The organism is Micromonospora sp. NPDC007208, from assembly GCF_042869175.1.
In the GTDB taxonomy this organism is placed as follows: Bacteria; Actinomycetota; Actinomycetes; order Mycobacteriales; family Micromonosporaceae; genus Micromonospora; species Micromonospora foliorum.
The window spans coordinates 12,014-34,815 of record NZ_JBIAFG010000007.1 but is presented as its reverse complement, the minus strand read 5'-3'; the positions used below and the strand labels follow the sequence as shown (position 1 = coordinate 34,815).

Below are 22,802 nucleotides of genomic sequence, written 5' to 3'. Positions count from 1 at the left end.
CGAGCCGGGTACGCCGTTCGGCGCAGACGGCCGGCCGTTCGGCGCAGCACCCTCCGGACGGGCAAGGTGACCGCCATCACAGAGTCGTAGCCTCCGGCCGTTACATCGGAAGTCACGACTCCCCGGAGGTGTGTCAGATGGCTGCACCCGAACCGGAGGCGCCGACCACGGCGCCAACCAGGGCGAAGGACCACAGCCCCTGGAACTGGTTGCTCTTCATCCCCATCGTGGTGCCGCTGATCCCGGCGTTCTTCAATGGCGACTCGCCCCGGGTCTTCGGCTTCCCGCGCTTCTACTGGCTGCAACTGGCCTTCATCCTGCTCGGCGTCGGCACCACCACGTTGGTCTACCAGATGACGAAGAAGCGGGGAGGCCGCTGATGTGGCGCGACCATCTCACCGAGATCATCGTCTTCTCAGTGCTGTTCCTCCTGGTCAGCGTGATGGGCTTCGTGGCCGCCCGGTGGCGGGCACCGAAGGACATGGCGCACCTGGACGAGTGGGGGCTGGGCGGGCGCAGCTTCGGCGGCTGGATCACCTGGTTCCTGGTCGGCGGTGACCTCTACACCGCGTACACCTTCGTGGCGGTGCCGGCGTTGATGTTCGGTGCCGGCGCGGCCGGGTTCTTCGCCGTGCCGTACACCATCGTCATCTACCCGCTGGTCTTCCTTGTGCTGGTGCGGCTCTGGTCGGTGTCGCACCGGCACGGGTTCGTCACGCCGGCCGACTTCGTCCGCAACCGGTTCGACTCGCCGGTGCTGGCGCTGCTGATCGCGATCACCGGCATCGTCGCCACCATGCCGTACATCGCGTTGCAGTTGGTCGGCATCGAGGCGGTGCTCAAGACGATGGGCGTCACCGGCGACAACGCGCTGGCCCGGCACCTGCCGATCATCATCGCGTTCGCCATCCTGGCCGCGTACACCTACCAGTCGGGGTTGCGCGCGCCCGCGCTTATCGCGTTCGTCAAGGACAGCCTGATCTACATCGTCATCCTGGTGGCGATCGTCTACCTGCCGTACAAGCTGGGCGGCTGGGGTGACATCTTCGCCGCCGCCGATGCGAAGTTCGACGCCTCGCCCAACCCGAACGACGGCATCCTGCTCAACGGCAACAACCAGCTTCAGTACGTGACGCTGGCGCTCGGCTCGGCGTTGGCGCTGTTCCTCTACCCGCACAGCATCACCGGTGTGCTGGCCAGCAGGAACCGTGACGTGATCAAGCGCAACATGTCGGCGCTGCCCGCGTACAGCCTGCTGCTCGGGTTGATCGCGCTGCTCGGCTACATGGCCATCGCGGCCGGCGTGAAGCCGCTGCCCGGCAACTCGGCCGGCTCGGTGGACAACAACACCATCGTCCCGTTGCTCTTCGACCAGCAGTTCCCGGACTGGTTCGCCGGTGTCGCGTACGCGGCGATCGGCATCGGAGCGCTGGTGCCCGCGGCGATCATGTCGATCGCGGCGGCGAACCTGTTCACCCGCAACATCTACAAGGAGTACCTGAAGCGGGACGCCTCCCCGGCCCAGGAGGCGAACGTCTCGAAGATCACCTCACTGGTGGTGAAGGTCGGCGCGGTGGCCTGCATCGTCTTCCTCGACCCGCAGTTCTCCATCGACCTCCAGCTCATCGGTGGCGTGATCATCCTGCAGACGCTGCCGGCGGTGGCGCTGGGCCTCTACACCCGCTGGTTCCACCGCACCGGCCTGATCGCCGGCTGGGCGGTCGGGATGGGGTTGGGCATGTGGATGCTCTACCAGGTGGCCAGCCCGACCCGGAAGCACTTCGGCGGCTCAGCGTTCCCGCTGTCGGAGTTCGGGTTCGACACCACCCGGACGATCTACGTCGGCATCGTCGCGGTGGCGGTCAACCTGGCCGTGGCGGCGCTGGTGACGCTCGCGCTGCGGGCCGCCAAGGTCGACGAGGGAGTCGACGGCACCGAGCCGGACGACTACTTCGCCGACGAGGGCGACCCCCGGGTCACTCCGGGCGCCGACCGCGACGCCGACTCGGCCCGCGAGCCGGTCGCCTGACACCGCTCCCTGTTCAGGTCTTCTGTTCCCGCTCCCCGGGCGCCCGCCGCGAGGCCGGCGCCCGGGGAGCCCAGGGGCCCCGCTGCGAGTCATTGACCCCCAAGGTCGTGCTCGATCCCTGTTGTAGTGGTGTCGGGCGGCGGGGAGGCCACTACATCCAGGATGTTGCGCGATCTTGGCGGTGGGAGGGCCGCGCACCGACCTCCCGCGTCGATCATGGAGTTGTGGTGCCCGGATGATGGCTATTGGCACCTATCCGTTCCCCACCACAACTCCTTGATCGACCGGGGCGGGCGGGCGGGTGTGTGGGTGGGGTTGGGTGGGTTAGCGGGGGCGGTTGCGGTTGATCAGGGCCTGGTTGAGGCGGCCGAGCAACCGCGCCAGGGTTTCCCGGTCTTCGGGGCTCCAGTCGGCCAGCATGTCGCCGTAGAGCCGGGTGCGGGCGGCCTGGACGGCGGCCATCCGCTGGAGACCAGCCGGGGTGGGGGAGATGACCGTGCCGCGGCCGTCGGACGGATCCGGGGTACGGGTGATCAGGCCGTCCCGCTGAAGCGCGGACACCTGCCGGGTGACTGTCGAGCCGTCCAGGTTGAGCCGGGCGGCGAGCGCCGAGACGTTCTGCGGGCCGGCGTCGGCCAGGTGGCGCAGGATGACGTACGCCGCGCGGTCCAGCACCCGGTGCTCGGCGGTGCCGGTGGCCCGCCGGGTGGCCTCGCCGAAGCGCATCAGCAGGGCCACCTCGGTCTCGATCCGGCCGAGGGTGCTGCTCTCGTCATGGTCGTCGCTCATAGCTGTATGATACAGAATAAGTACCTGTACGATACAGCTATCTGAGGAGTCGGAGTGGATCGGCGTTCCGAACCGAACCGCAGTGCCATCTACGCCACCACACTGGTGGCCTTCCTCGCCATCGCCGGCATCGCCGTCGTCGACCCGATCCTGCCCGCCATCGGCGAGGCGATCGGGGTCACCGCCTGGCAGGTCGAGCTGCTGTTCACCGCGTACATCGCGGTCATGGCCCTTGGCATGATCCCGGCGACGCTGGCCAGCGGCCGGTTCGGCTTCAAGCCGGTGCTCATCACCGGCGTCTCCGTGGTCGGCCTCGCGGCGATCCTCGCCTCGTTCAGCGACAACATCGTGCAGCTCTCCGTGCTGCGCGGTGTCTGGGGGCTGGGCAACGCGATGTTCTTCGCTACCGCCATGGTGGTGCTGGTCAACCTGGCCATCGACCGAGAGTGGGTGGTGGGCCTCTTCGAGACGGCCCTGGGCCTCGGCTTCGCCGTCGGACCGCTGATCGGTGGCCTGCTCGGCGAGGTCAGCTGGCGGCTGCCGTTCTTCGTCTGCGGCGTCTTCATGGTCCTCGCCCTCGGCGTGGCCTCCCGCAAGCTCCGCGAGCCCACCAACCGGCAAGCCCCGGTACGCGTCGGCCAGATCTTCGCCACCTTCCGCCGGCCGGCGTTCATCGCCCTCTGTGGGGTCACCGCCGCGTACAACTTCGTGTTCTTCGTGGTGCTCGGCTACACGCCGCTCTTCCTCGGCCTGGACGTCATCCCGCTGGGGCTCGCCTTCACCGGCTGGGGTCTCGGCCTGGCCGCCGGCATCATGGTCATCGGTCACCGGCTGGCCCACCGCATCGGCGCGGTACAGACCGTCGGCGTGGCCATCGCCGGGCTGCTGGTCTGCATGGTCCTCTTCGCCACCTCCACCAGCACCGCCGAGGCGCTCGTGGTGCTGGTGCTCGCCGGGCTCTGCATGGGGCTGGCCAACGCCAACCTCACCGACCTGGCGCTCGGCCTCGGCTCCAGCGACCGGCGCGTCGCCACCGGCGCGTTCAACCTGGTCCGCTGGGGTGCCGCCGCGCCGGCACCGATCATCTCCGGCAAGCTCGCCGAGCAGTCGCTGGCGCTGCCGTTCTGGGTCGGCTTCGGGGTGCTCGCCGTCGGCGTGCTCGTCTACCTGGCCTTCGCGCACGTGATGGCCGCCGGCTACGGCGAGCGGGTCCTCTGGTCCCGCTGGAACCGCGCCGCCGCCGACACCGAGCACACCGCCGAGGAGCCGGTAGGCGAGGCGTACTGACCGAGGCTCGTCTCCAAGATCCGCGCACTTTCGGGGCTGCCTCAACGCTGATGGAGGCAGGACTTTCCCTGAAGTTGCGCGGATCTTGGCCTCGAGCGCCCGTCAGTTCAGGGCGCGCCAGAGCAGGTAGAGGCCGATCGTCGTACCGAACACCACGATCACCGTCTTGAGCACCACCGGCGGCAGCCGGCGGACGAGCCGGGCGCCCGCGTACCCCCCAATCAGCGTGGCCGGCGCGACCACCGCGACCGCCGCCCAGTTCAAGGGGCCGAACAGGGCGAAAACCACCAGCGTCGTGAAGCCCACCACCGCCGACAGCAGGTTCTTGATCGCGCTCACCCGGGCCAGGGTCGCGTCCAGCACCAGAGCCAGCCCGGCCACCAGCATCACCCCGAGCGCCGCACCGAAGTAACCGCCGTACACCGCACCGAGCGCGACCATCGTCTGCACCGCGATCGTCCGCCGGCGTGGCGACAGGTCCCGGGGATGACCGACCAGCCGGCGCAGCGGGTCCTGGAAGGCCAGGACCGCTGTCGCGCCGAGGACCAGAAACGGTACGACCAGCTCGAACGCGCGGGCCGGGGTGGCCAGCAGCAGCAACGCCCCGAGAATCGTGCCCACGATGGTGGTGGGCACGAGCGTGGCCAGCGCGCGGGGGCGCGGCAGGTCCTGTCGGCTGCCGGCCACGCTGGCCAGGTACCCGGGGAAGACGGCGACGGAGTTGCTGACGTTCGCCGGCACCGGGGGCAACCCGATCGCGATCATCGCCGGAAAGGTGATCAGCGAACCGCCACCGGCCACCGCGTTGACCGTGCCAGCGGCGAGACCGGCGGCGAGCAGCAGCGCGGCGTGAGAGAGATCCATAGCCCCACGAGGCTAGCCGCCGCCCCACGGCACGCATTCGCCGGACCGTTCTTGAGCTGCGCGATCTTGCCCAGGCGGGGTGGCAATACCGGCAGCACCCTCGTCGTTAGGATGAGAGCGCGACGGACGAGTCGACCGGGCGGCCGCGTCGGCGGGCTTCGGCCCGCCGCCGAGGAACGTCCGGACTCCACAGGGCAGGGTGGTTGTTAACGGCAACCCGGGGCGACCCGCGGGAAAGTGCCACAGAAAACAGACCGCCGACCCCAACGGGGACGGTAAGGGTGAAACGGTGGGGTAAGAGCCCACCAGCACCCCGGGTGACCGGGGTGGCTCGGTAAACCCCACCCGGAGCAAGGCCAAGCAAGGGCCGTCACCGCAAGATGACGACCCGGCGCAGACGCTTGAGGGCTGCCCGCCCGATGTCTGCGGGTAGGCCGCTGGAGCCTGCCGGCAACGGCAGGCCGAGATGGATGGCCGCCGCCGGCGCAAACCCCTCGGGGTACGCGCCGCGCACAGAATCCGGCGTACAGGTCGACTCGTCCGTCGCCCACCAGCTCAGGGCCGCGATCAAGGCTCTGAGCTGTCGTTTGTCGGGTGCCGTTGGTTGACCTTGGTCATCGTTGGGTGGCGGCGATCGTTTGACGGCCTGGCCACGGCCCGGAGACGGCTTGAGTGCTGGCTTAGTCGGGCCTCGGATCCGGCCTGCGCTCTGCCGTCGTCTGAGGGGCCCGGTGGGGCTCTGCCGCCGACTGTCGTTGATGCTGGGCGCGTCCTGGCGGTGGAGCTGGTGCCGCGACCCGGTCATCTAGTGGCAAGCCAGTCCCGGGCTTGGACTGGCGCGGCAGGCGGAAGCCCCGACCATCTGACCAGAGCGGCCCCGCTGGCTTTCGTCACGGCCTCGCTGAGGCTGGTTCCTCTTCTCGTGGGGGGTGTCCCGGCGGCTTGCCGCCGGCCGGGCTTGCCGCCCCGCACCGCGCGGAGCGCGGTGCCTTGATACTAAACAGAGAAATTCGGCAGCAATGCGGGAAGAGGCCGGATAGCTATTGACATTCAATCAATCCCGCGGTTGCTGGGTCTCCCTTCCCTGGCAGCCTTGGACTTGTTCGCGATTTCATAAGCGCGGTCGACACAGCGTCGAGCAGTTGCAGTGCTTGGGTGGTCCTTGCCGAGCAGTCGAATTCGATCAGCCAAAACGTTCTCGTGTTTAGTGATCGCTTCGTCTATCCGCCCTAAAGCCTCGTAGGCGTGTGCAAGGCAATGACGTGCATTGAGCGTACCAGGGTGGTCCTCGCCAAGCACCCGTTCATAGCTAGCCAATACGTGCTCATGCTCGGCGACCGCTTCGTCGGCTTGTCCAATATCGTCGAGTCCATGCGCGATACCGTGGCGGGTAGCCAGTGTGTCAGGGTGATCGTCGCCTAGAACTCGCTCTTGATCTTTAAGAATGCTTTGTAGCTCCTGGAGGGCGACATCCGTCCGCCCTGAAGCCCTATGAGAATCCGCAATGTTCGAGCGAATTCTGAACGTTACGGGGTCATGATGGCCGAATACGCGACGATAGTCGCTCAAAAGTTCTTCGAATTGCGCCAGGGCTTCGTCGTTCCGACCTGCCGCTCGGTGCGATCGCGCAATATTATGGCGGGTGACGAGCGTGTCGGGATGATCGTTTCCGAGCACGCGTCTTCGATCAACAAGCAGTTGCTCCAAGGCGGCAAGAGCCTCGTCTGTACGGCCACCGGCTTGGTATGCTCTACCAATACCGTGGCGGGCTGTAAGGGTTTCTGGGTGATCTTCACCTAGCACCCGTCGATAGTCGGCCAACACTCGCTCATGTTCCGCGAGCGCTTCGTCAATCCGCCCGGCTGACTCATAAGCATGAGCTAGCCTGTGGCGGGTCGCCAACGTGTCAGGGTGATCCACTCCGAATACGCGCCCGAAGTCGCTCACTACTTGTTCGAATTCAACAACCGCTGTCCTAGCATCACCTTGTCGCTGTCGGAACGCGGCCGCATCACTTTGGAGCCACAACATTGCTTTTGATGTGTGATTGGGCGGAAGGTTTTCGGCTAGAGCGCTAATGTGGGGCAGTAACGCAGTGCCCTGCTGGCGCATGTCGGCTTCGGAGACCTGCACCCGCGGCATGGCAAACCTTAGCAAGCCAACGGCCATCGCTTGGATATCGGTCGCCGTGCTGTTGGTTAGGGCAGCATTGCGAATGATCGCTTGAACTAGGCGGTGTACGGCCACCGTCTTCTCCGTCAACGTAATCATGTTGTAAGAGGCCAATACTCCCAAAGCGTGATCTATCTCCGAGCCGTTGATGGCCCCGTTGCGAATCACACTCCGTGGCAGTTCATCCGGAGCCAGCCAGCTGAGTACATTAAGGACGGCAACAGCCGTAGGAGCCAAGCTTGCGATATGCGCGAGAGTGACCGACCATACTCTGGCAACAGCTCGTTCGGCGCCGTTATCTGGGGCGACGCTGCCAAGGGTCTGTGCTGGGTCACGACGCAAGTCCTGTAGATAGCTCGCGAGCGTCGTGCGGGTTTGTCGCAGATAAGCCCCTGCTTGTTGCAATGCCAGTGGTAGACACCCAAGCTCGCCAGCGAGAACGGCCGCGGTTTGTTCATCTTTCTGTGATGAAAGCTTTAATAGTAACTCAACGGCGGCCGAAGGGTCTAGGACTTCGACTCGCAAGCATCCGTCCGTGATTTCCTCCCAACCAACGTCCCGCCGAGTGGTGATCAGGATGTGGCCGTCAGCGACTTGTCCGAGCAATGGCTCGACGTCAGCGCGGTGCTCGACGTTGTCTAGGATCAGTAGCCAATCAGAGTGCGCTTGAAGCCAGCCCAACGCCCAGCGCGCGGACTCCTGATTCATTGCTATGTATTCTGATTCTGGATGCAACCGATGTGCCAAGTCGGCTAGGCCCGCTTCAATAGACGACGGGCTGTCCGCTGTTATCCACCACACTAATGAATATTCTGCAATATGACGAAGAGCGTATTGCAAGGCCAGTTCACTCTTGCCCACACCACCCAAGCCGTGAACTGCCTGAGACTGCGCCACTACCCCCGAACCAGTAACCATTACTGTTGCTAGCTTGGTTAGTTCGTCTTCGCGGCCAACGAAGCTTCTCGCCGGCGGCTTAGGCAGTCCAATCAGCTTTGGTGCTGGCACCGGCACGTCCTGGGGCCGACCTAAGGCCGCTACCTGGGTCTGAATGACCCGAGCACGGTCGCCGGTTTGAACGATTCCGGAATTGTCGCGAAGCGCGGCCGACTTGGCCCCGGTCGCTGCAGCGTTGCCGGGCGAAGTCACGGCAGGTCCCTTCCTTGCCACGCCGTGCTGCTATCGCCGGTCTGCACAATCCCGGTGTTATCGCGCATCGCAACCGATTTCGCACCGAACGCGGTGACGGTCGTGCCGGCCGAAGCTAGCAGGGTTGCGACATCGGCAGCCATCTGGGGATCGGCCTGCAATGCCCGTCGGACCTCGGCCCGTAGCACCGCTATCCGATCAAAGTCAGCGCCTTCTTCCGCTACTTCGGACACGGCCTGCTGAATCGCTGCCGCCGATTCCTCTCGTCTCAGTAGCCGCCGCATCAGTCGACTTCCGAGCTGTACCGTCGCTGTGGCGGATGCTTCCTCCGCCTTCGATGCTACCGCTGCACCGTACACCCCGATCGCTGCCAACACATGAGGCACTGCCGCCGCCGCCAGACCTGCTGCGTCAACATTCACTCCACACCACCGCTCACTGGTCCCTCCCATCGGACCTCGACTATTAGCACACCTGTCACATGCACCACCAGCCTTCGATGGCTAGAACACCGGGTATGGACCGAATTCCATGCCGTCATCGTGGGCTTGATCATCCATGGAGCGGGCGTCTACGTGCTTGGCCGTCAACTTCGTCATGGTGTGATGGCCGATCTGGTGGATGCCACGGCTCGGCCCCTCGGACTGCTCGAACCGAGGATGGCGAGACAGTGGTCATTCAGGGCTGGCTCGTGGGCGTGTCAAGTTGGCAGACGACGTCTACTGCTCGGCTTGCGGTAGCCGGTAGATCCTGATGACCGCTCCGATTGCTCCGTTTTTTCGGATGATGGTCTGTTGTTCAACAAGGGGCGCCCCTGCCTCGACAGCGAAAAGGCGCGCAGCCCTTCCTGCAATTGATGGTTGGCGTCCGTCCGCTGAGTTGTTTGGCGACCTAGTCGCCGCGTCCGAGTGGACGGACCCTCTCAGTGGAACCCGTCGAGGATCGCGTAATTATCCAATGCCGCCTTGCTGACCATATGGACTATGACCAGCCTCTTGCAGGGGTTATCGACTCTGGTGCAGTTCATCCACCTGAAGACCGATGCGCTAGACGTACTTGATGGCGTCTCCTGGTCCGCTCGTGACAGCAACCGGCATCCACCTTCCTAAGGGATGTCTCGTAACTGGTTGGAGGCGTTGCCGGGGGCGGGGCCGGTGGTCAGCTGGCGAGGATGATGTTGTGGAGGTTGGCGATACCGGAAGCGGCGTCGGCCAATGTGTGGGCGGCGCGGCGGTAGTCGCGCAGGATCTTCCAGTTCTTCATCCTGGCCAGGGCGTGTTCGACCCCTGCCCGGACCGTGCGGTGCTCGACGTTGAGGGCTTCCTTCCAGTCCGGCAGCAAGCTGCCGTCAGAGGGCTTGCGGTACGGCATGATCACCTCGGGGTTGCCGCGATAGCCGCCGTCGGCCATCACCGGCCGCCCGTCCAACTTCTCGGCGATGCCCGAGGTGCGGTAGACGATCGTGTCGTTGCGGTTGCCGGGCTGCGGGTCGCCGACAGCGATGACCAAGCGGGTGGAGGCGTCGATGGCGACCTGCAGGTTCGTTGAGTACCGGTAGTTCTTGCTCCGGGCGGCCAACCGGTGATCGCGGGTCGGGACCAGCGTCCCGTCAACGATCGCGATCTGCTCGACTGGCCGTTTGCGCACCGGCGCCAGGGCCAGCAACGGCGCGAGTGTGTCGATGACCCGGTGCGCTGCGGAGTGCGACACCCCGAACAGCGGGCCGATCTGGCGCATCGTCAGGTTCGTGCGCCAGTAGGTGGCCACCAGCAGCACCCGGTCGGGCAAGTCGAGGGCCCACTGTCGGCCCGGCCGGCCGTCAGCGATGGCGTCCCCGCCGCCTTCGGCGACCAGTCGGACTAGCTTGCGGAACTGGGCGGGCTGCAGCCCGGTGAACGGGAGAATCCAAGCCGGGCGGGCTGCGGTGATCACCTGCACCCAGGCAGCCTGACCGACCGTCTTAACCAGACAGTCACCGGGGTGAGGAGACCTCCCGTGGACGATCTTCTTGTGGTGCTGGAATCCTGCTCAGATGAGCCAGGACCAAGCGCAGGTACTGTCCCGTGGTACCAACTTTGCCGTCGTGCAGCTTTCGGGTAGGGCCTTTCCTGGCATCCATCTGCAGGGCGATACGTTCGCTGCCCTGCTGGTGCAGCTGGCGGACGCGGCGCGCCTACTGCGCCGCGACCCCGCTGACCGCGCAGTTCTCGACGAGCTGGACGACGCAGTCGGAGAGTTAGAGCGCTTCCTCGGCTTCTACGAAGCGACGCTCTCGGAGCGAGGGATCCAGCGGCCGTACTGATACGGCGGTCACCGGCGGAAGCTCACCTCGAAGACCACCGTCGGTCGGACCACCGCACCAGCGACAGACATCTCACGATCGTCGAGATACGAGACGTCCCTTAGAACCACCGCATCTCTAAGAATCAGCACACCAGTCCGCTTACCTCGGGACCGCCCTGGATGTCCCGGGTCCCCCAATGCCCCGGTCAACCGCTTCGACAGCGGCCCGGGGCTTCTTCGTGTGCCGCGTCGCCCGGCGGGTTGCAACCGTCGCGCTGGCGGCCGAAGGCCAGAGGCGCGGCGGCGGGCCAACGGCCCGGCCTCGGTTCGGCGACGCGAGCGGCCTGCGAAGCGGGCCGCCTTGATCTCGTACAGAAACTTCTCACACCCGCCTGAGGGCACAGCTTCTGCCCACCTATCCAGGCCAGGCAAACCTGATCCGCGGTCACCATCCATGTGCCCGATCTCGGGACAGCAAAAGGCCAATAGGGGCGGTAACCTTAAAGGCTTCCAGCCGGTCGCACTCGACGGAGCTCCGTAACATTGGAGAGTGGCATGATTTTCCGCCGCAAGTCCGAACGCCCTCAGCCTGCTCCAGCTTCTCCGCCGGCCAGTATGGTGGCGGGCGACGACCCGATCACCAAGTCTGAAGAGGACACCCTGGCGAGGTCAAGAACAGCAAAATCGTTTGCGGCTCAAATCCTCGCAGTTGACTCAAGTCGCGGTCTAGTGGTAGGTGTGCTTGGGCCGTGGGGGTCCGGCAAGACGTCCTTTGTCAACTTGGCGCGCGAGCACCTGCGAGAGTCCTGCTCTGCGATTATTGACTTCAACCCATGGATGTTCAGCGGAACCCAGCAGCTAGTTGAATCCTTTTTTGTGGAGCTTTCGGCTCAGTTAAAGCAACGCCCCGGACTTGCCGACATCGGCAAAGGGCTTGAGGAGTACGGCGAAGCGTTTTCAGGATTGGCCTGGTTACCGTTCGCCGGACCATGGATTGAGCGTGGCCGTGGAGCGACAAAGATCCTTGGCAAGGCACTTCAGTATCGTGATGAGGGCAGTGATGGTCGGAGGAAGCGGCTTGTTCGCTCTTTGCAGATACTTGATAAGCCGCTACTTGTGGTCATTGATGACGTGGACAGACTATCCAGCACCGAGATCCGCGACATCTTCAAACTTGTACGCCTGACGGCGCACTTTCCGAACATCATATACCTCGTAGCCTTTGACAGGGCACGCGTCGAAGCGGCGCTTAGCGAGGAAGGCATTCCGGGGCGCGACTACCTTGAGAAGATCCTACAAGTAGGGGTCGACCTGCCTGCAATTCCAACATCAGTATTGCTCTCCCAGACGCTGGCCACGCTCCAAGCAACCCTCGATAAGATCGAGCTTACTGGACCGCTTGATGAATCGGCATGGGCTGACATCTTCATGGAGATAGTCCGCCCGCTAGTCCGAAACATGCGAGATGTTCGGCGGTATGCGGCTGCGGTGCACGGAACTGTGAGCGCCTTGGATGGACAAGTCGCGCTCGCTGACGTGCTTGGCCTTGAAGCTGTTCGGGTATTCATGCCCGATGTCTTCTCGTTGCTGCATCCGGCTGCTGATGCCCTGACTGAGACAAGAGACTCAGCCATCTCCATGGGCTCAAGTGGCAGCACCCCCAAACAGATCGAGGCGCTCCTCACGGCCGATGGGGCGCGTGAAGATGTTGTGAGGGACATGATTTCCAGGCTCTTCCCCGCAGCCCAACGGCACATTGGCGGAGGTTCCTTCACGGCAAGTTGGAAGGGTGACTGGCTCAAGAATCGGCGCGTGGCTCACGAGGAAATTCTCCGGCTATACCTTGAGCGAGTCGCTGGCGAGGGCTTTGAAGCGTTCCTCGACGCGGAGCGTGCTTGGCCCTTGATGACGGATGCGAGCGCATTCGAAGGATACCTTCGCCAACTGCCGCCTCAACGACTCCGAGACGTGATAGCAAACCTCACGTCATACGATAATGAATTCACGCTGGCGCATGCACGCTCTGCGATCGTTGTCCTGTCAAATCTAATGCCGTTAGTCCCCGAGAAAGAGACCGGGATGCTGGGGATAAGCGGCCGACTGATTGTAGGGCGAGTGATCTCCCGCCTTCTTAAATCGTCGGGCGATCCTGAAACAGTAGAAGTTCTAGTGCGGGAAATTCTCCCAAAGGTCGATAATCTGTCTGCCAAGCTCGAACTAGTCACAGATGTCGGGTATCGCGAGGGCGCGGGGCACAAACTGGTGAGCGAGCAGGCGGCAAAAGACTTTGAGCGGTCATGGCGTACGGAGGTTCGATCGGCGTCGGCAGAGGAGTTAGCGCAGGAACCCGAACTCCTGCGGATGCTCTATATCGTTCGAACGCATTCTCTACCGAACGAAGATGCCCTCGTGGTACCAACGACGCCTGAGGTTGCGCTCGCTCTCCTCCGACAAGCTACAAACGAGGTACGAGGTCAATCGGTAGGAAACCGGTATGTGCGCCGCTCCGCGCGACTGTCCTGGGATGCCCTCGTCACCGTCTACGGCGGCGAGGAGATTTTGCGAGAGGTGATTGGCAAACTGGCCGAAGAGCACCTCGCCGACGGAGAGGATGTCCTCGATTTGGCAATCAGATACGCAAGCGGAAATCCCCCTCGGGATCTCGACGACGAATAGCGAGCGCTGTCCTTGCACTCAAGGCCGGACAAGCGTGGACGAGCTTGTTCGTAGGGCGGCCAGCGACGCGGAGCTTCATCTGAGGGAACCACTTCCTGATCCTTTAGGCGCCTAGCGGCACGACAGGCCGAGGGTGCTAACGCCTCTTTCGGCGTTGTGATGCCTTCCAACTACCCAGCGCGTCAATGCCGAGATCTTGCCTTATCGCGTTCTTCAAGTCCATCTCTTCGTCCAGGAAGTCTTGCGTATCGTAGTCGCTCTTCCCAGGTCACCGCCCTGGCCCTGGCTATTGCCGACACCGACATGATGGCCGCCTACGACATCCCTAAATTCCCACCCCACGAGGTGGTCGCCGTGGCCCTGAACGGCCTGGAAGCGGGCAAGCTCGAAGTGATTGCCGACAGTCCCACCGCCAAGGTCAAGGCCTCGCTGTCCCGCGATCCGGCCCTCTTCTACGCCGACATCTCTGCGGCCCTCTTCGGCTGATACCACCACCTCCTGGGCAGCCGGCCAGGCAATGTGAGGCGGCCTGATACGCCAGCAAGAGATCTGGTCTGAACTGCGGCGTCGGTGTCGTTTGTCGGTAGACGTTGCAGCAGCCACCGCCGAGTCTCGACGGTCGTGTGGGCCCAAGACGAGGCGGCGGCTGCCGCCGCTACGGAAACCGCAGTTGGCGGGTCGGCTGATGCGCGCGAGGCGTCCGGCAACTGCATAGGGGATCTCGACCGTGCGCCAAAGTGGGCATGCCAGCCCAATGCACCACGCCCGCCCGCCCGCCTCGGGGACGGACGCTCTTGCGTCTGGCGTTGTCTACGGCCGCTCGGTGACCTGGGCGACGAACGCGGCCCAGGCGGCCTGGGGGAAAGCCAATGCTGGTCCGGCGGCGTCCTTCGAGTCACGGACGGCCACAACACCGGACAGATTGTCAGCCACCTCTACGCAGTTCCCGCCGCTCGCGCCGCTGCGGGTGGACTTGCGCCACCGGGCGTTACTGAGGTCCATGATGGCTCTCAACTTCCTTCAGCAGGTCGATGGACTGCCGGCGCGGTAGAGCCTCGTTCCGGACGCTCTCCCACCTTGCCTGAAGCGTAGCTACATCATCGTCCTTGTCGATGACGTCCCCGCCAAGCTGGTTTTCGAGGTGGCCAACCCACACGCCCTCGCTGGACCGAGCCAGCGCGAACGGTCCGGACAGCCCGATGTGCAGGCCGCTGCCGATCGGAATGACGTGGACGTGAACGTGCGGAAGTTCGGCCATCGCGACCAGGTGAGCCACCTGCTGGGCCATGATCCCGCCCAGACCATCACCCGTGCGCCGTATGGCGGCTTCGTCCAGCACGGCGACGAACTGTGGCCGGCGCTCGCCGGTCAGGATCGCCTGCCGGCTCATGCGCCCTTGCACGCGTTGCTCAACCTCGTCATCGGTGAGGCTTTCGACTGTTCGCAGGACGGTGCGGGCGTAGTGCTCCACCTGGAGCAGGCCGGGGATCAGGTTGGGCTCGAAGTAGCGGAGCTGTGTCGCTTCGCGCTCCGCGTCCAGCCAGGGCAGGAACCACGACGGTGCGCCGAACTTCGTCGCCAGGCGCTCAAAAAGCCCGCCGTTGTTCAGCCCTCGATCGGCACCCTTGATGAAGTCGATCGTCAGCGCTCGCGTGCCGCTCTCCACGGCGCTGACGTGTGAGGCACTGAAGCCCGCAGCACGGCCAAATGACTCTTGCGTCATGCCTGAGGCCCCTCGGGCGCGGCGGATCTCGCCAACGATGAACGCCGATAACGGCCCTGGTACGTCAGCCATTCAACGCCCCTCAACTCAAAGATCGACTACCCGAGGTGCCACACGTCGGGGCCCTGTTAGGCCAGGTCACCCCGGACGCTGGAACCACCTTCCGAGCGTAGTGGTCTCCACAGCAGAGTGTCACCAAGCGGCGCGGCTGGCAGGCCCACGAGATCCGGCGGTCGCGTTCGTAGCGGGGCCGCTCCCGTCGGGCGAGCACTCACGGGAGCGGCCCCTTCCCAACGGCACCAAGGGGAGATCGTGCCCGACGACAAACCCGAGAAGATCGGGAAGATGACGGCCGGCGACGTGGTCTACCTGACCACTGCGGCGAGCGTGCAGTTCCTGCGCCCGATCTTCGTGCGCGTTATCCGCGAGCTGCCCGAGCGGCACACGTACCACGGGTGGGTCTGGATTGAGGGTTACCAGCTGAACGCGGCGGGCGACGCCGTGGCGCGGCGCGAGTTGTACGTGATGCGTGCGGGCGTGCGGTTGCAAGCCCTGCCCGTCACACCGACCAGGCCAGTCAAACGCCGGCGGCGTCCGGTGCGGGTCGGATGACCGCCCGCCCTCGCCCGCACCAGCCGATGCGCCCGGCGTGGCTGTGCCGCAACTGCGCCGCGCCCTGGCCGTGCGGCCCGGCTCAGCTCGCACTCGTGACCGAGTTCTACGGCCACTCGATCGCGCTGGCGTTCTACCTGGCCGCGTCGATGCAGGAGGCGATCGACGACGTGTACGGCCTGGGGCTGCGCCCGAACCCGGCCGCGATGCACGCCAGGTTCCTCGGCTGGCTGTCGCTGGCCCGCCGGCCACACCGGTAGCCGGGAAAAGAACCGGCCGGGTGGGTCGCCCCCACCCGGCCGGCAACCGGATCCCTGAAACGTCAGTGCTTCTTGAACACCGGCATGGTGTCCAGCGTGGTGGTGATGTTCTGCGTGGTGCCGCCCCGGTACGTCTTCCCGGTGAAGATGTCGGTCCAGCTGTTGCCCGGCGGGAACCACACCGACGTCGTGGCGGTGGTGCCGGGCGTCGTCACGGGTGCCACCAGGTAGTCCGGGCCGTAGAGGTATTCGGAACCGGCGGTGGCGTAGGCGGCCTGCTCATTCGGGTACGCCAGGTACATCGAGCGGACGATGGGCGTACCCGTGCGGGTGGCCTCCTTGGCGGCGGCGTAGGTGTACGGCAGCAGCTTTTCCCGCAGGTTCAGGAACTTCTTGGCCGACGCGTTCGCCGCTGGGCCGTACTGCCAGGGCAGGCGGTCGCTGTGGTTGGAGTGCAGCCGGTCGATCGGCTGGAACGTGCCGAACTGCACCCACCGGGCGTAGAGGTCGTCGGGCAGTTTGGTGCTGCCCGGTTCGGTGCCCGGCTCCTGGAGGCCGCCGGTGTGCCCGCCGATGTCGTGGCTGACCGCGGCCAGCCCGGTCGCGGCCGACTCGCCCGGCGTGTAGCCGACCTCCATCTGCAGCGTTGACCAGTCGGAGGTGGTGTCGCCGGTGAAGTGCAGCGTGGTGCGCTTGTCGGCCCACGGTCCGGTGGACACCGGGGTCGGGCTGCTGTAGCCGCCGGCCTGCAACGAGCCGTACGCCCGGGAGAAGGCGAAGCCGGTCTTGTCGGCGTACTGCTGGTTGATCCATGCGTCCGCGGTCACCCCTGCGAGGGAGGACTTCGTGTTGTCGCAGCACCAGTCCAGCCACCAGAGATCCGGGCCCTTGGTGCCCTTCGGGAGCATCCCGTCGTGGAGCTGCATGTACGCCTTGAGCTGGTCCGGGTCGCCGAAGTCGAACGCGTAGCAGTCGGGACCGCCGTTGCAGCCGACGCGCTGGAGCTTGCCCTTCGCGGTGGCCTGCGCCTGGGCGAACTTCGGGTCGGAGCCGAGGATGCTCGGGTGGATGTTGATGCCGGTGTGCAGGCCCTGCTTCCTGGCCCAGTCGAAGAACGCCTTCGGGTCGGGGATCCGGGTGGGGTCGATGCTCCAGCCGTTCCACTTGTCCGGTGCCTTGACGTCGGTGTCGAGGACGAGCACATCCAGCGGCACGCCCTCGGCCTTGGCGCGGGTCACCAGGTTCTGGAACTCGGTGGCGGTGCGGTCGTAGTACTCGGAGTACCACACTCCGTACGCCCACCTGGGCAGCAGCTTCGTGGGCCCGGTCAGGGTCGACAGGTCCTTCAGTCCACGGGTGAAGTCCTGCCCGTACGCGAAGACGTAGCCATCCTGTTCGGCGGCGGGCCGGGGCTTGGTGTTGCTCAGGGCCGAGGCCGAGTCGTCGAGCAGGTACCAGCCGTCCTGGTAGAGCAGGCCCGGAGCGGTAAGGGCGGAACCGGTCACGCCGTCCAGGCCCCGGCGGTAGCCGCCGAGCGGCGCGTGCGGGGCGAGCATCGGGGAATCCTTGCTGGTGACGGCGACCGTGTCCACGTTGACGTTGCAACTGGCGTCCGTGGGGCAGCCCAGCGTCACGGTGTTGGTGCCGCGGTCGAGGTGGACCGGGACGGAAACGGTGTTCCAGTAGTCCCACCCGCTGGTCGGCGGAAGGGTCGCCGTGACCGGCGCCGCCGTTCCCGCCGTGACCGACATGGTGCGCGCCTGGCTCGGCTGGGCGCCGGCCTGGCCGTTGGCGTACCGGATCTGCACCTGGTAGTCACCGGCGGACGGAACATCCGTCACGGTGAGCGCGTCGGCCGACGAGGTGCTCTCCAGGCCGGCCAGGAATCCCGTACCGGAAGCGCCGTTGTGGTCGTTCGCGGGCTTCGCGCCGCCGGTCAGCGCGCCGGTCTCGGCCTCGCCCAGCGTGCCGAACCGTAGGGGCTGCGGCTGGGGCGGGGTCGGTGCCGGGAACGCGTCACCCGGGTTGACCACCGCGAGGCTGTCGACGTTCACGTTGCCGGAGTCGTTGGGACCCCGCACGACGCTGATCTCGTGCCGGCCCGCGGTGAGGTCGACCGGCACGTTGGCCAGGCCCCAGGTGTCCCAGTTCGCGGTGGGCGGCAGCGTCAGCGTGTGGCCGGCGTCGCCGTCGACCTGGACCGTGAGGGTGCGGGCCACGTTCTGGCCGTCGCCGCCGGTGCTGTTGGCGTAGCGGACGGCGAGCTGCTTCGTGCCGCCTTCCGGAGCGTCGAGCGCGAACGTGACCGAGTCGCCGGACGAGGCGAACCCGGCCGCGAAGCCGCGTCCGGTGAATCCCTGGTGGTCGGTGGCCACGCCGGGGCCGTTCAACTGCAACGATTCGGCCTCGCAGAGCGCGCCGAACGCGCAGGCCGGGGCGGTGTGGCCGGCCCAGGGCTGGCCCTGCACGGTCTGCTTGCCGGCCTTGAGCTGCACGGTGAGGTTGTCGGCGGTGAACGCGCCCGAGCCGACTTGGTAACGCAACGTCATCGCGCCGGTGTCGATGGTGAGCCAGCCGTGGTCGACGTGCTTGGTGAAACGCGTACGGGGGAAGTCGTCCCGCCCGATGACGTTGAAGGTGGCGGCGTCGGTGAACCTGCCGTCCTTCTGGTACTCGGTGCGGATCAGGGTCGGGGACAGCACCTCGAAACGTGCGTTGCCCGACCGTACGGCTTCGTCCTGTGCCCGGCGGTGGTTGGCCTGGGCCGGCGCGGACGGCGCGAGCGCCAGCCCCGTGATGAGGATGCCGACGGCGGCGGCTGCTGTCGCGCTGCGACGGGGTGAGTTCCGATAGAGCAAGATGCGCTCCTCGTCTCATATGGAGGAAATGAGTCGATGACAACGCTGTCACTCGGTAGAAACGCATGTCAACGGATCTTGGAGGGTGTCCCTTCTCTCTTTCGTCAGCGGCGAGGAGGGCGTGAGCGCGGATCGCCAGGGTGATCCAGCGGTGCGTCAGCGGGCGAGTTCGTCCTCGACGAACGCGGGCCTTGCGAGCGTGATCGCCGGGATGGTCGCCACGAGGGCGACAGCGAGCAGGAACAGCAGGGGCAGGGTCCACCCGCCGCTCACGTCGTGCAGCAGCCCGACGAGCAGCGGACCGAGCGCGCCGAGCGCGTACGCGACCCCCTGGGCGAAGCCGCTCAGCGCGACGGTGCCGCCGTGGGTTCGGGTGCGAACGTTGATGAGCACGAGGCAGACCGGGAACAGGATCGACCCCGAGCCGATGAGCAGCACCCAGAGCAGGGTGAGTGTGGCGGGCGCGAGCAGCAGGCCGAGGTAGCCGAACACGAAGCTCGCGACACCGGCGGCGATCAGCCAGCCGACATTGCGCAGCCGTGCGACGAGTAGGGGCGCGATGAATGCGCCGGGCACGCTGATGATGCCGGTGACGGCGAGCAGCACACCGGCCTCGGTCGGCGTCGAACCGGCGATGTCGCCGAGGATCTCGGGCAGCCAGGCGAAAGCCGCGTAGGTGCAGATCGTGCTGGTCGAGAACACGACGGTGATCGACAGGGCCACGCGTGACCGCCACAGTCGCGTGACAAGGGCGGAAGGCGCGGACTCGACGGCGACGGCATCCGAGCGTCGCTGGCGGCGCTCCCGCGCGATGATGACGAGCCACGGAACGAGCGCGACCACCGAGGTCACCGACCAGATGCCGAGCAAGAACCGCCAGCCGATCTGCTCGGCGACCGGAGCGGCGACCGCGGCGGGCACGGCCGTGCCCACGCCCACGACGCAGACGTAGACGGCGGTCAGCAGCGCTACCCGGTCGGGGAAGTAGCGCCGCACGATCGGCGGCAGCAGCACATTGCCGATGCCCGTACCGGCGAGCGCGACGACACTGCCGACGAGCAGCACCGCGAAGCCCGGGGCAAACGCGCGCACGAGATGGCCGAGGGTCATGAGCAGCAGCGCGAACACGATGCCGCCGTCGAGGCCGAAGCCACGGGCGACGCGCGGCGCGATGAACCCGGATGCCGCCAACAGGATCGGTGGCAACGTGCCGAGCAGCCCGACGCCGATGTTCGATATCGGGATGTCCACCCGGATGTCGCCGAGGATCGGCGATATCGTCGCCACCGCCTGACGCAGGGTGAATGCGACGAGCACGATGCCCAGCAGCGCGGCAGTGCGTCCCGCCCACAGCGGAAGGCTGCGGTGCTCGGACACCCCCCGAGCCTAGTACTCCATCCGGGAATGTTGACCTTGGGTCAGCCGACACGTCGGGTGGCCAGACGCCTTGAAGGTTCCCGGGATCACCGTCGGAAGGTACGGCGGGTACGGAGGACCGAGGCGCGGCGGTGGCTACCGCCCACCGCCGCCGCGGCTCGGTCAGCAGCGGGGGCGGTCGAGTGGAGCGGCGGCACCCGCGAGCGCTTCGACTGTCGCCGTAGGTGCGGCCGACTCCGCCGGTGTCGGTGTGGGCGCGGTGGTGGGGCTCGGCGGGGCCGCGGGTGAGCTGCTGGGCGTGGGGGAGGCGCTGGCGAGGATGGCCGTGCTGCGTTGCACCTGCTTGGTGACCAGGCGAATGCCGGTGGCAGTCGCCTGGCGTCCGTACACGTCGGTGACCCTGATGCTGTACGGCCCGGGGCCGATCCCGCCGTCGATGGTCCAATGGTTGTCGCTCTGCCGGGCGGCCTTGCGGAAGCCGCCGCTTGGGCCCTTTGCCTCGACCGAGCGGAGCGGGTTGCCGTGGTTGCCGACCTGCACCGCGAACCAGTATTTCGAGGCGCCGCCCTTCATCCGGAAGGTGAGGCCTCCGTCGAGCGGCGGGTTCACCACCGCCCGGTACGTCACGGATGCGATGCCCTGCGACCGGTCGGCGATCTTGGTGAACGCCTCGGTGGAGAGGTCGATCTTGGTGGGTCCGCAGCCGCCGCACTGGTCCATCACCATGACCCGGACCTTGCCCTTCGGGCCGCTCACCTCCAGGTAGCTGCCGCAGGCTGCCGATCCGGCGTACTGGGACGCGCCGAGGGCCACGTAGAGCCGGTCCGCCGGCGGGCCCGGGAAGGAACAGTTGCCGCCCGAGCGGCCCGCGTCGTAGAAGCTGGCCTTTCCCTTGTGGACGGCGTTGCCCGTGGGCGGCGCGGCGCAGGCCGGGGTGGCGCCGCCGCGTACGGCGAGGGTGATGCCGAGGACGGCGGCCAGGGCGGTGACTCCGGCGCCGGCCAACCAGTGTCTGACCCGTCGACTCAACCGAGGTGTGCCGTTGTTGCTGGCGGGGGTGTCGTCGTCGGGGGCCGTGCCTGGTGCCGTCACGGCGCCTGATGTTGCCGCACCGTGCTGTGGCAGCGCAAAGCCGTCCCACCGATCGTCACTCGCCGGATCGGCGGGGGCGCAATCCGTTGAGGGCGGTGCTGACGACGAGGTCGACGTACTCGGCGGTGAGCGGCCCGCTGCGTTGCAGCCAGCGGTTGAGCACCGGCCCCCAGATCATGTCCACCGCCACACCGAGGTCGACGTCGTCGGCGATCTGGCCCGCCTCCTGGGCGCTGCGCAGGCGTTGCCGCTTGGCCTCCTTCAACGGCCCGTCCAACCGTTCGGCGTACGCCGCCGCCAGCTCGGGGTCGAGCGCGATCTCGGTGGCCAGCGCGCGCATCGGCTGCTCGTACCGGGGATCGTTCATCTCCTCGACCGTCGCGTGCAGCACCACTGTCAGGTCCGCCGCCAGGTCGCCGGTGTCCGGCAGCGTCAGCGGGCCGCCCTCGGTGGCCTCGCTGAGCATGAGGAAGGCGTCGAAGATGACCGCACCCTTCGAGGGCCACCAGCGGTAGATGGTCTGTTTGCCCACGCCGGCCCGCGCAGCGATGCCCTCGATGCTGAGCTTCGCGTACCCCATCTCCTGAAGCAGGTCGAAGGCCGCGGTGAGGATGGCGCGCCGGGAGGTCTCTCTCCGGCGGGCCGTGTTCGGGGTCATGGGCGGAAGCATACCAGCGAACGAGACGAACCGTCTCGTCTTGACGGCGGTGGTCGACGGGCCTAGTCTTCTGGCATTACGAGACGGACCGTCTCGTCTTGAAGTGGTGGGAGACGCACATGCGTACCTGGTTCATCACCGGCGCCAGCCGCGGCCTGGGCCGCGCCTTCGCCGACGCCGCGCTCGATCGCGGCGACCGGGTGGTCGCCGCAGCCCGGACCATCGCCCAGGCCGACTTCGACGAGAGGTACGCCGACCGGCTGCTGACCCTGACCCTCGACGTGACCGACCGGGCGGCGGTCATCGCCGCCGTGAACACCGCCGTCGAGCACTTCGGGCGGCTCGACATCGTCGTCAACAACGCCGGCACCCTGTCCATGGGCATGATCGAAGAGTTCACCGAGGCCGAGGCGCGCGGCCAGTTCGAGGTCAATCTCTTCGGCGCGCTCTGGGTCAGTCAGGCCGTGCTGCCGCACCTGCGCGCCCAACGGTCCGGCCACATCGTGCAGGTCTCCAGCATCGCCGCGCTCGGCGGTTTCCCGAGCACCGGCCTGTACAGCGCGAGCAAGTTCGCCCTGGAGGGCATGAGTGAGGCCCTGGCGATGGAGGCGGCGGCCTTCGACATCAAGGTCAGCATCGTGCAGCCGGGCGGATACTGGACCGACCTCTACACGAGCGTCCGCGCCACCACCCCGATGGACGCCTACGCGCCACTGCGCGGCGAGCTGGAACGGCAGTGGGCGGAAGGGTCGATCGACAGCGAACCCCGGCTGGCCGCCGAGGCGCTGCTGCACCTGGTCGACAGCGACGACCCGCCGCTGCGGCTCCTGCTCGGCAGCATGGTGTACGACCTGGCGTTCGACATCGCCCGGCGGCGGATGGACACCTGGGCCGGCTGGGAGCAGGTCAGCCGCGCCGCCGAGCACGCCGTCGCGGCCCCCGGGGCTGACGGATGAGAGGGCTGCTCGTATCG

At 66.4% G+C, this 22,802-nt stretch carries 20 protein-coding genes and 1 other RNA gene; 10 read left to right on the top strand and 11 right to left on the bottom strand.

The annotated features are described in order from the left end of the window. Positions 1-137 precede the first annotated feature (137 nt). Positions 138-380, top strand: coding sequence for a DUF3311 domain-containing protein (locus ACFYL6_RS16240; RefSeq protein WP_238661636.1), 243 nt, complete (start codon positions 138-140; stop codon positions 378-380). Then, the gene (mctP, locus tag ACFYL6_RS16235; RefSeq protein WP_387171842.1) at positions 380-2,029 is read left to right on the top strand and encodes a monocarboxylate uptake permease MctP; all 1,650 of its coding nucleotides are present in this window, start codon (positions 380-382) and stop codon (positions 2,027-2,029) included. The genes ACFYL6_RS16240 and mctP overlap by 1 nt, the downstream gene beginning before the upstream one ends. A 324-nt stretch (positions 2,030-2,353) precedes the next feature. On the opposite strand, the gene ACFYL6_RS16230 is transcribed toward mctP, so the two are convergent. Next, positions 2,354-2,818: a MarR family winged helix-turn-helix transcriptional regulator gene (locus tag ACFYL6_RS16230; protein ID WP_387171840.1), complete on the bottom strand. Its 465-nt coding sequence runs from the start codon at positions 2,816-2,818 to the stop codon at positions 2,354-2,356. Positions 2,819-2,872: 54 nt separating this feature from the next. On the opposite strand from ACFYL6_RS16230, the gene ACFYL6_RS16225 reads away from it, so the two are divergent. After that, complete coding sequence (locus ACFYL6_RS16225; protein WP_387171838.1) at positions 2,873-4,105, top strand: MFS transporter; 1,233 nt, start codon at positions 2,873-2,875, stop codon at positions 4,103-4,105. A 102-nt stretch (positions 4,106-4,207) separates the two neighbouring features. On the opposite strand, the gene ACFYL6_RS16220 is transcribed toward ACFYL6_RS16225, so the two are convergent. Next, positions 4,208-4,969: a sulfite exporter TauE/SafE family protein gene (locus ACFYL6_RS16220; protein WP_112582620.1), complete on the bottom strand. Its 762-nt coding sequence runs from the start codon at positions 4,967-4,969 to the stop codon at positions 4,208-4,210. Positions 4,970-5,096: 127 nt separating this feature from the next. Here ACFYL6_RS16220 and rnpB point away from each other — a divergent pair. After that, positions 5,097-5,512, top strand: an RNA gene (gene rnpB, locus ACFYL6_RS16215) — RNase P RNA component class A. A 507-nt stretch (positions 5,513-6,019) separates the two neighbouring features. Here the strand turns inward: rnpB and fxsT are convergent. From fxsT to ACFYL6_RS16200, 3 genes are all read right to left on the bottom strand, one after another. Further along, a complete protein-coding gene (gene fxsT / locus ACFYL6_RS16210) occupies positions 6,020-8,290 on the bottom strand; it encodes an FxSxx-COOH system tetratricopeptide repeat protein (RefSeq protein WP_387171836.1) in 2,271 nt (756 codons plus the stop codon). Continuing rightward, the gene (locus tag ACFYL6_RS16205) at positions 8,287-8,712 is read right to left on the bottom strand and encodes a hypothetical protein (RefSeq protein ID WP_387171834.1); all 426 of its coding nucleotides are present in this window, start codon (positions 8,710-8,712) and stop codon (positions 8,287-8,289) included. Before ACFYL6_RS16205 ends, fxsT begins: the two co-directional genes overlap by 4 nt. Positions 8,713-9,448: 736 nt before the next feature. Then, entirely contained in the window at positions 9,449-10,228 is a 780-nt protein-coding gene (locus ACFYL6_RS16200; RefSeq protein WP_387171832.1) for a transposase family protein, read from the bottom strand. A gap of 94 nt (positions 10,229-10,322) precedes the next feature. On the opposite strand from ACFYL6_RS16200, the gene ACFYL6_RS16195 reads away from it, so the two are divergent. From ACFYL6_RS16195 to ACFYL6_RS16185, 3 genes are all read left to right on the top strand, one after another. After that, positions 10,323-10,592, top strand: a complete 270-nt coding sequence (locus ACFYL6_RS16195) for a DUF6959 family protein (protein ID WP_387171830.1) — start codon at positions 10,323-10,325, stop codon at positions 10,590-10,592. A gap of 536 nt (positions 10,593-11,128) precedes the next feature. Further along, positions 11,129-13,249, top strand: a complete 2,121-nt coding sequence (locus ACFYL6_RS16190; protein ID WP_387171828.1) for a P-loop NTPase fold protein — start codon at positions 11,129-11,131, stop codon at positions 13,247-13,249. A 306-nt stretch (positions 13,250-13,555) separates the two neighbouring features. Then, complete coding sequence (locus tag ACFYL6_RS16185; RefSeq protein WP_387171826.1) at positions 13,556-13,735, top strand: hypothetical protein; 180 nt, start codon at positions 13,556-13,558, stop codon at positions 13,733-13,735. Positions 13,736-14,059: 324 nt separating this feature from the next. Here the strand turns inward: ACFYL6_RS16185 and ACFYL6_RS16180 are convergent, their stop codons facing one another. Then, on the bottom strand, positions 14,060-14,251 hold the full coding sequence (locus tag ACFYL6_RS16180; protein WP_387171824.1) for a DUF397 domain-containing protein: 192 nt from the start codon (positions 14,249-14,251) through the stop codon (positions 14,060-14,062). Beyond that, complete coding sequence (locus tag ACFYL6_RS16175; protein ID WP_151496849.1) at positions 14,238-15,044, bottom strand: helix-turn-helix transcriptional regulator; 807 nt, start codon at positions 15,042-15,044, stop codon at positions 14,238-14,240. The genes ACFYL6_RS16180 and ACFYL6_RS16175 overlap by 14 nt, the downstream gene beginning before the upstream one ends. 273 nt (positions 15,045-15,317) lie before the next feature. On the opposite strand from ACFYL6_RS16175, the gene ACFYL6_RS16170 reads away from it, so the two are divergent. Both ACFYL6_RS16170 and ACFYL6_RS16165 read left to right on the top strand, forming a co-directional pair. Beyond that, positions 15,318-15,584, top strand: coding sequence for a hypothetical protein (locus ACFYL6_RS16170; protein WP_387172239.1), 267 nt, complete (start codon positions 15,318-15,320; stop codon positions 15,582-15,584). Continuing rightward, entirely contained in the window at positions 15,581-15,844 is a 264-nt protein-coding gene (locus tag ACFYL6_RS16165) for a hypothetical protein (RefSeq protein WP_387171821.1), read from the top strand. Before ACFYL6_RS16170 ends, ACFYL6_RS16165 begins: the two co-directional genes overlap by 4 nt. Positions 15,845-15,906: 62 nt before the next feature. On the opposite strand, the gene ACFYL6_RS16160 is transcribed toward ACFYL6_RS16165, so the two are convergent. The 4 genes from ACFYL6_RS16160 to ACFYL6_RS16145 all read right to left on the bottom strand — a co-directional run bounded on the left by ACFYL6_RS16160 (position 15,907) and on the right by ACFYL6_RS16145 (position 21,829). Continuing rightward, the gene (locus tag ACFYL6_RS16160; RefSeq protein ID WP_387171819.1) at positions 15,907-18,702 is read right to left on the bottom strand and encodes a TIM-barrel domain-containing protein; all 2,796 of its coding nucleotides are present in this window, start codon (positions 18,700-18,702) and stop codon (positions 15,907-15,909) included. 156 nt (positions 18,703-18,858) lie between these two features. Further along, positions 18,859-20,079 (bottom strand): CynX/NimT family MFS transporter, encoded by a 1,221-nt coding sequence (locus tag ACFYL6_RS16155; protein WP_387171818.1) that lies wholly within the window; start codon positions 20,077-20,079, stop codon positions 18,859-18,861. Positions 20,080-20,241: 162 nt separating this feature from the next. After that, a complete protein-coding gene (locus ACFYL6_RS16150) occupies positions 20,242-21,171 on the bottom strand; it encodes an expansin EXLX1 family cellulose-binding protein (RefSeq protein ID WP_387171816.1) in 930 nt (309 codons plus the stop codon). A 55-nt stretch (positions 21,172-21,226) separates the two neighbouring features. Further along, the gene (locus tag ACFYL6_RS16145; protein ID WP_387171815.1) at positions 21,227-21,829 is read right to left on the bottom strand and encodes a TetR/AcrR family transcriptional regulator; all 603 of its coding nucleotides are present in this window, start codon (positions 21,827-21,829) and stop codon (positions 21,227-21,229) included. Between the two features lie 119 nt (positions 21,830-21,948). Between ACFYL6_RS16145 and ACFYL6_RS16140 the strand changes: the two genes are divergently transcribed. After that, entirely contained in the window at positions 21,949-22,785 is an 837-nt protein-coding gene (locus tag ACFYL6_RS16140; RefSeq protein WP_387171813.1) for an SDR family oxidoreductase, read from the top strand. Positions 22,786-22,802: the final 17 nt, after the last annotated feature.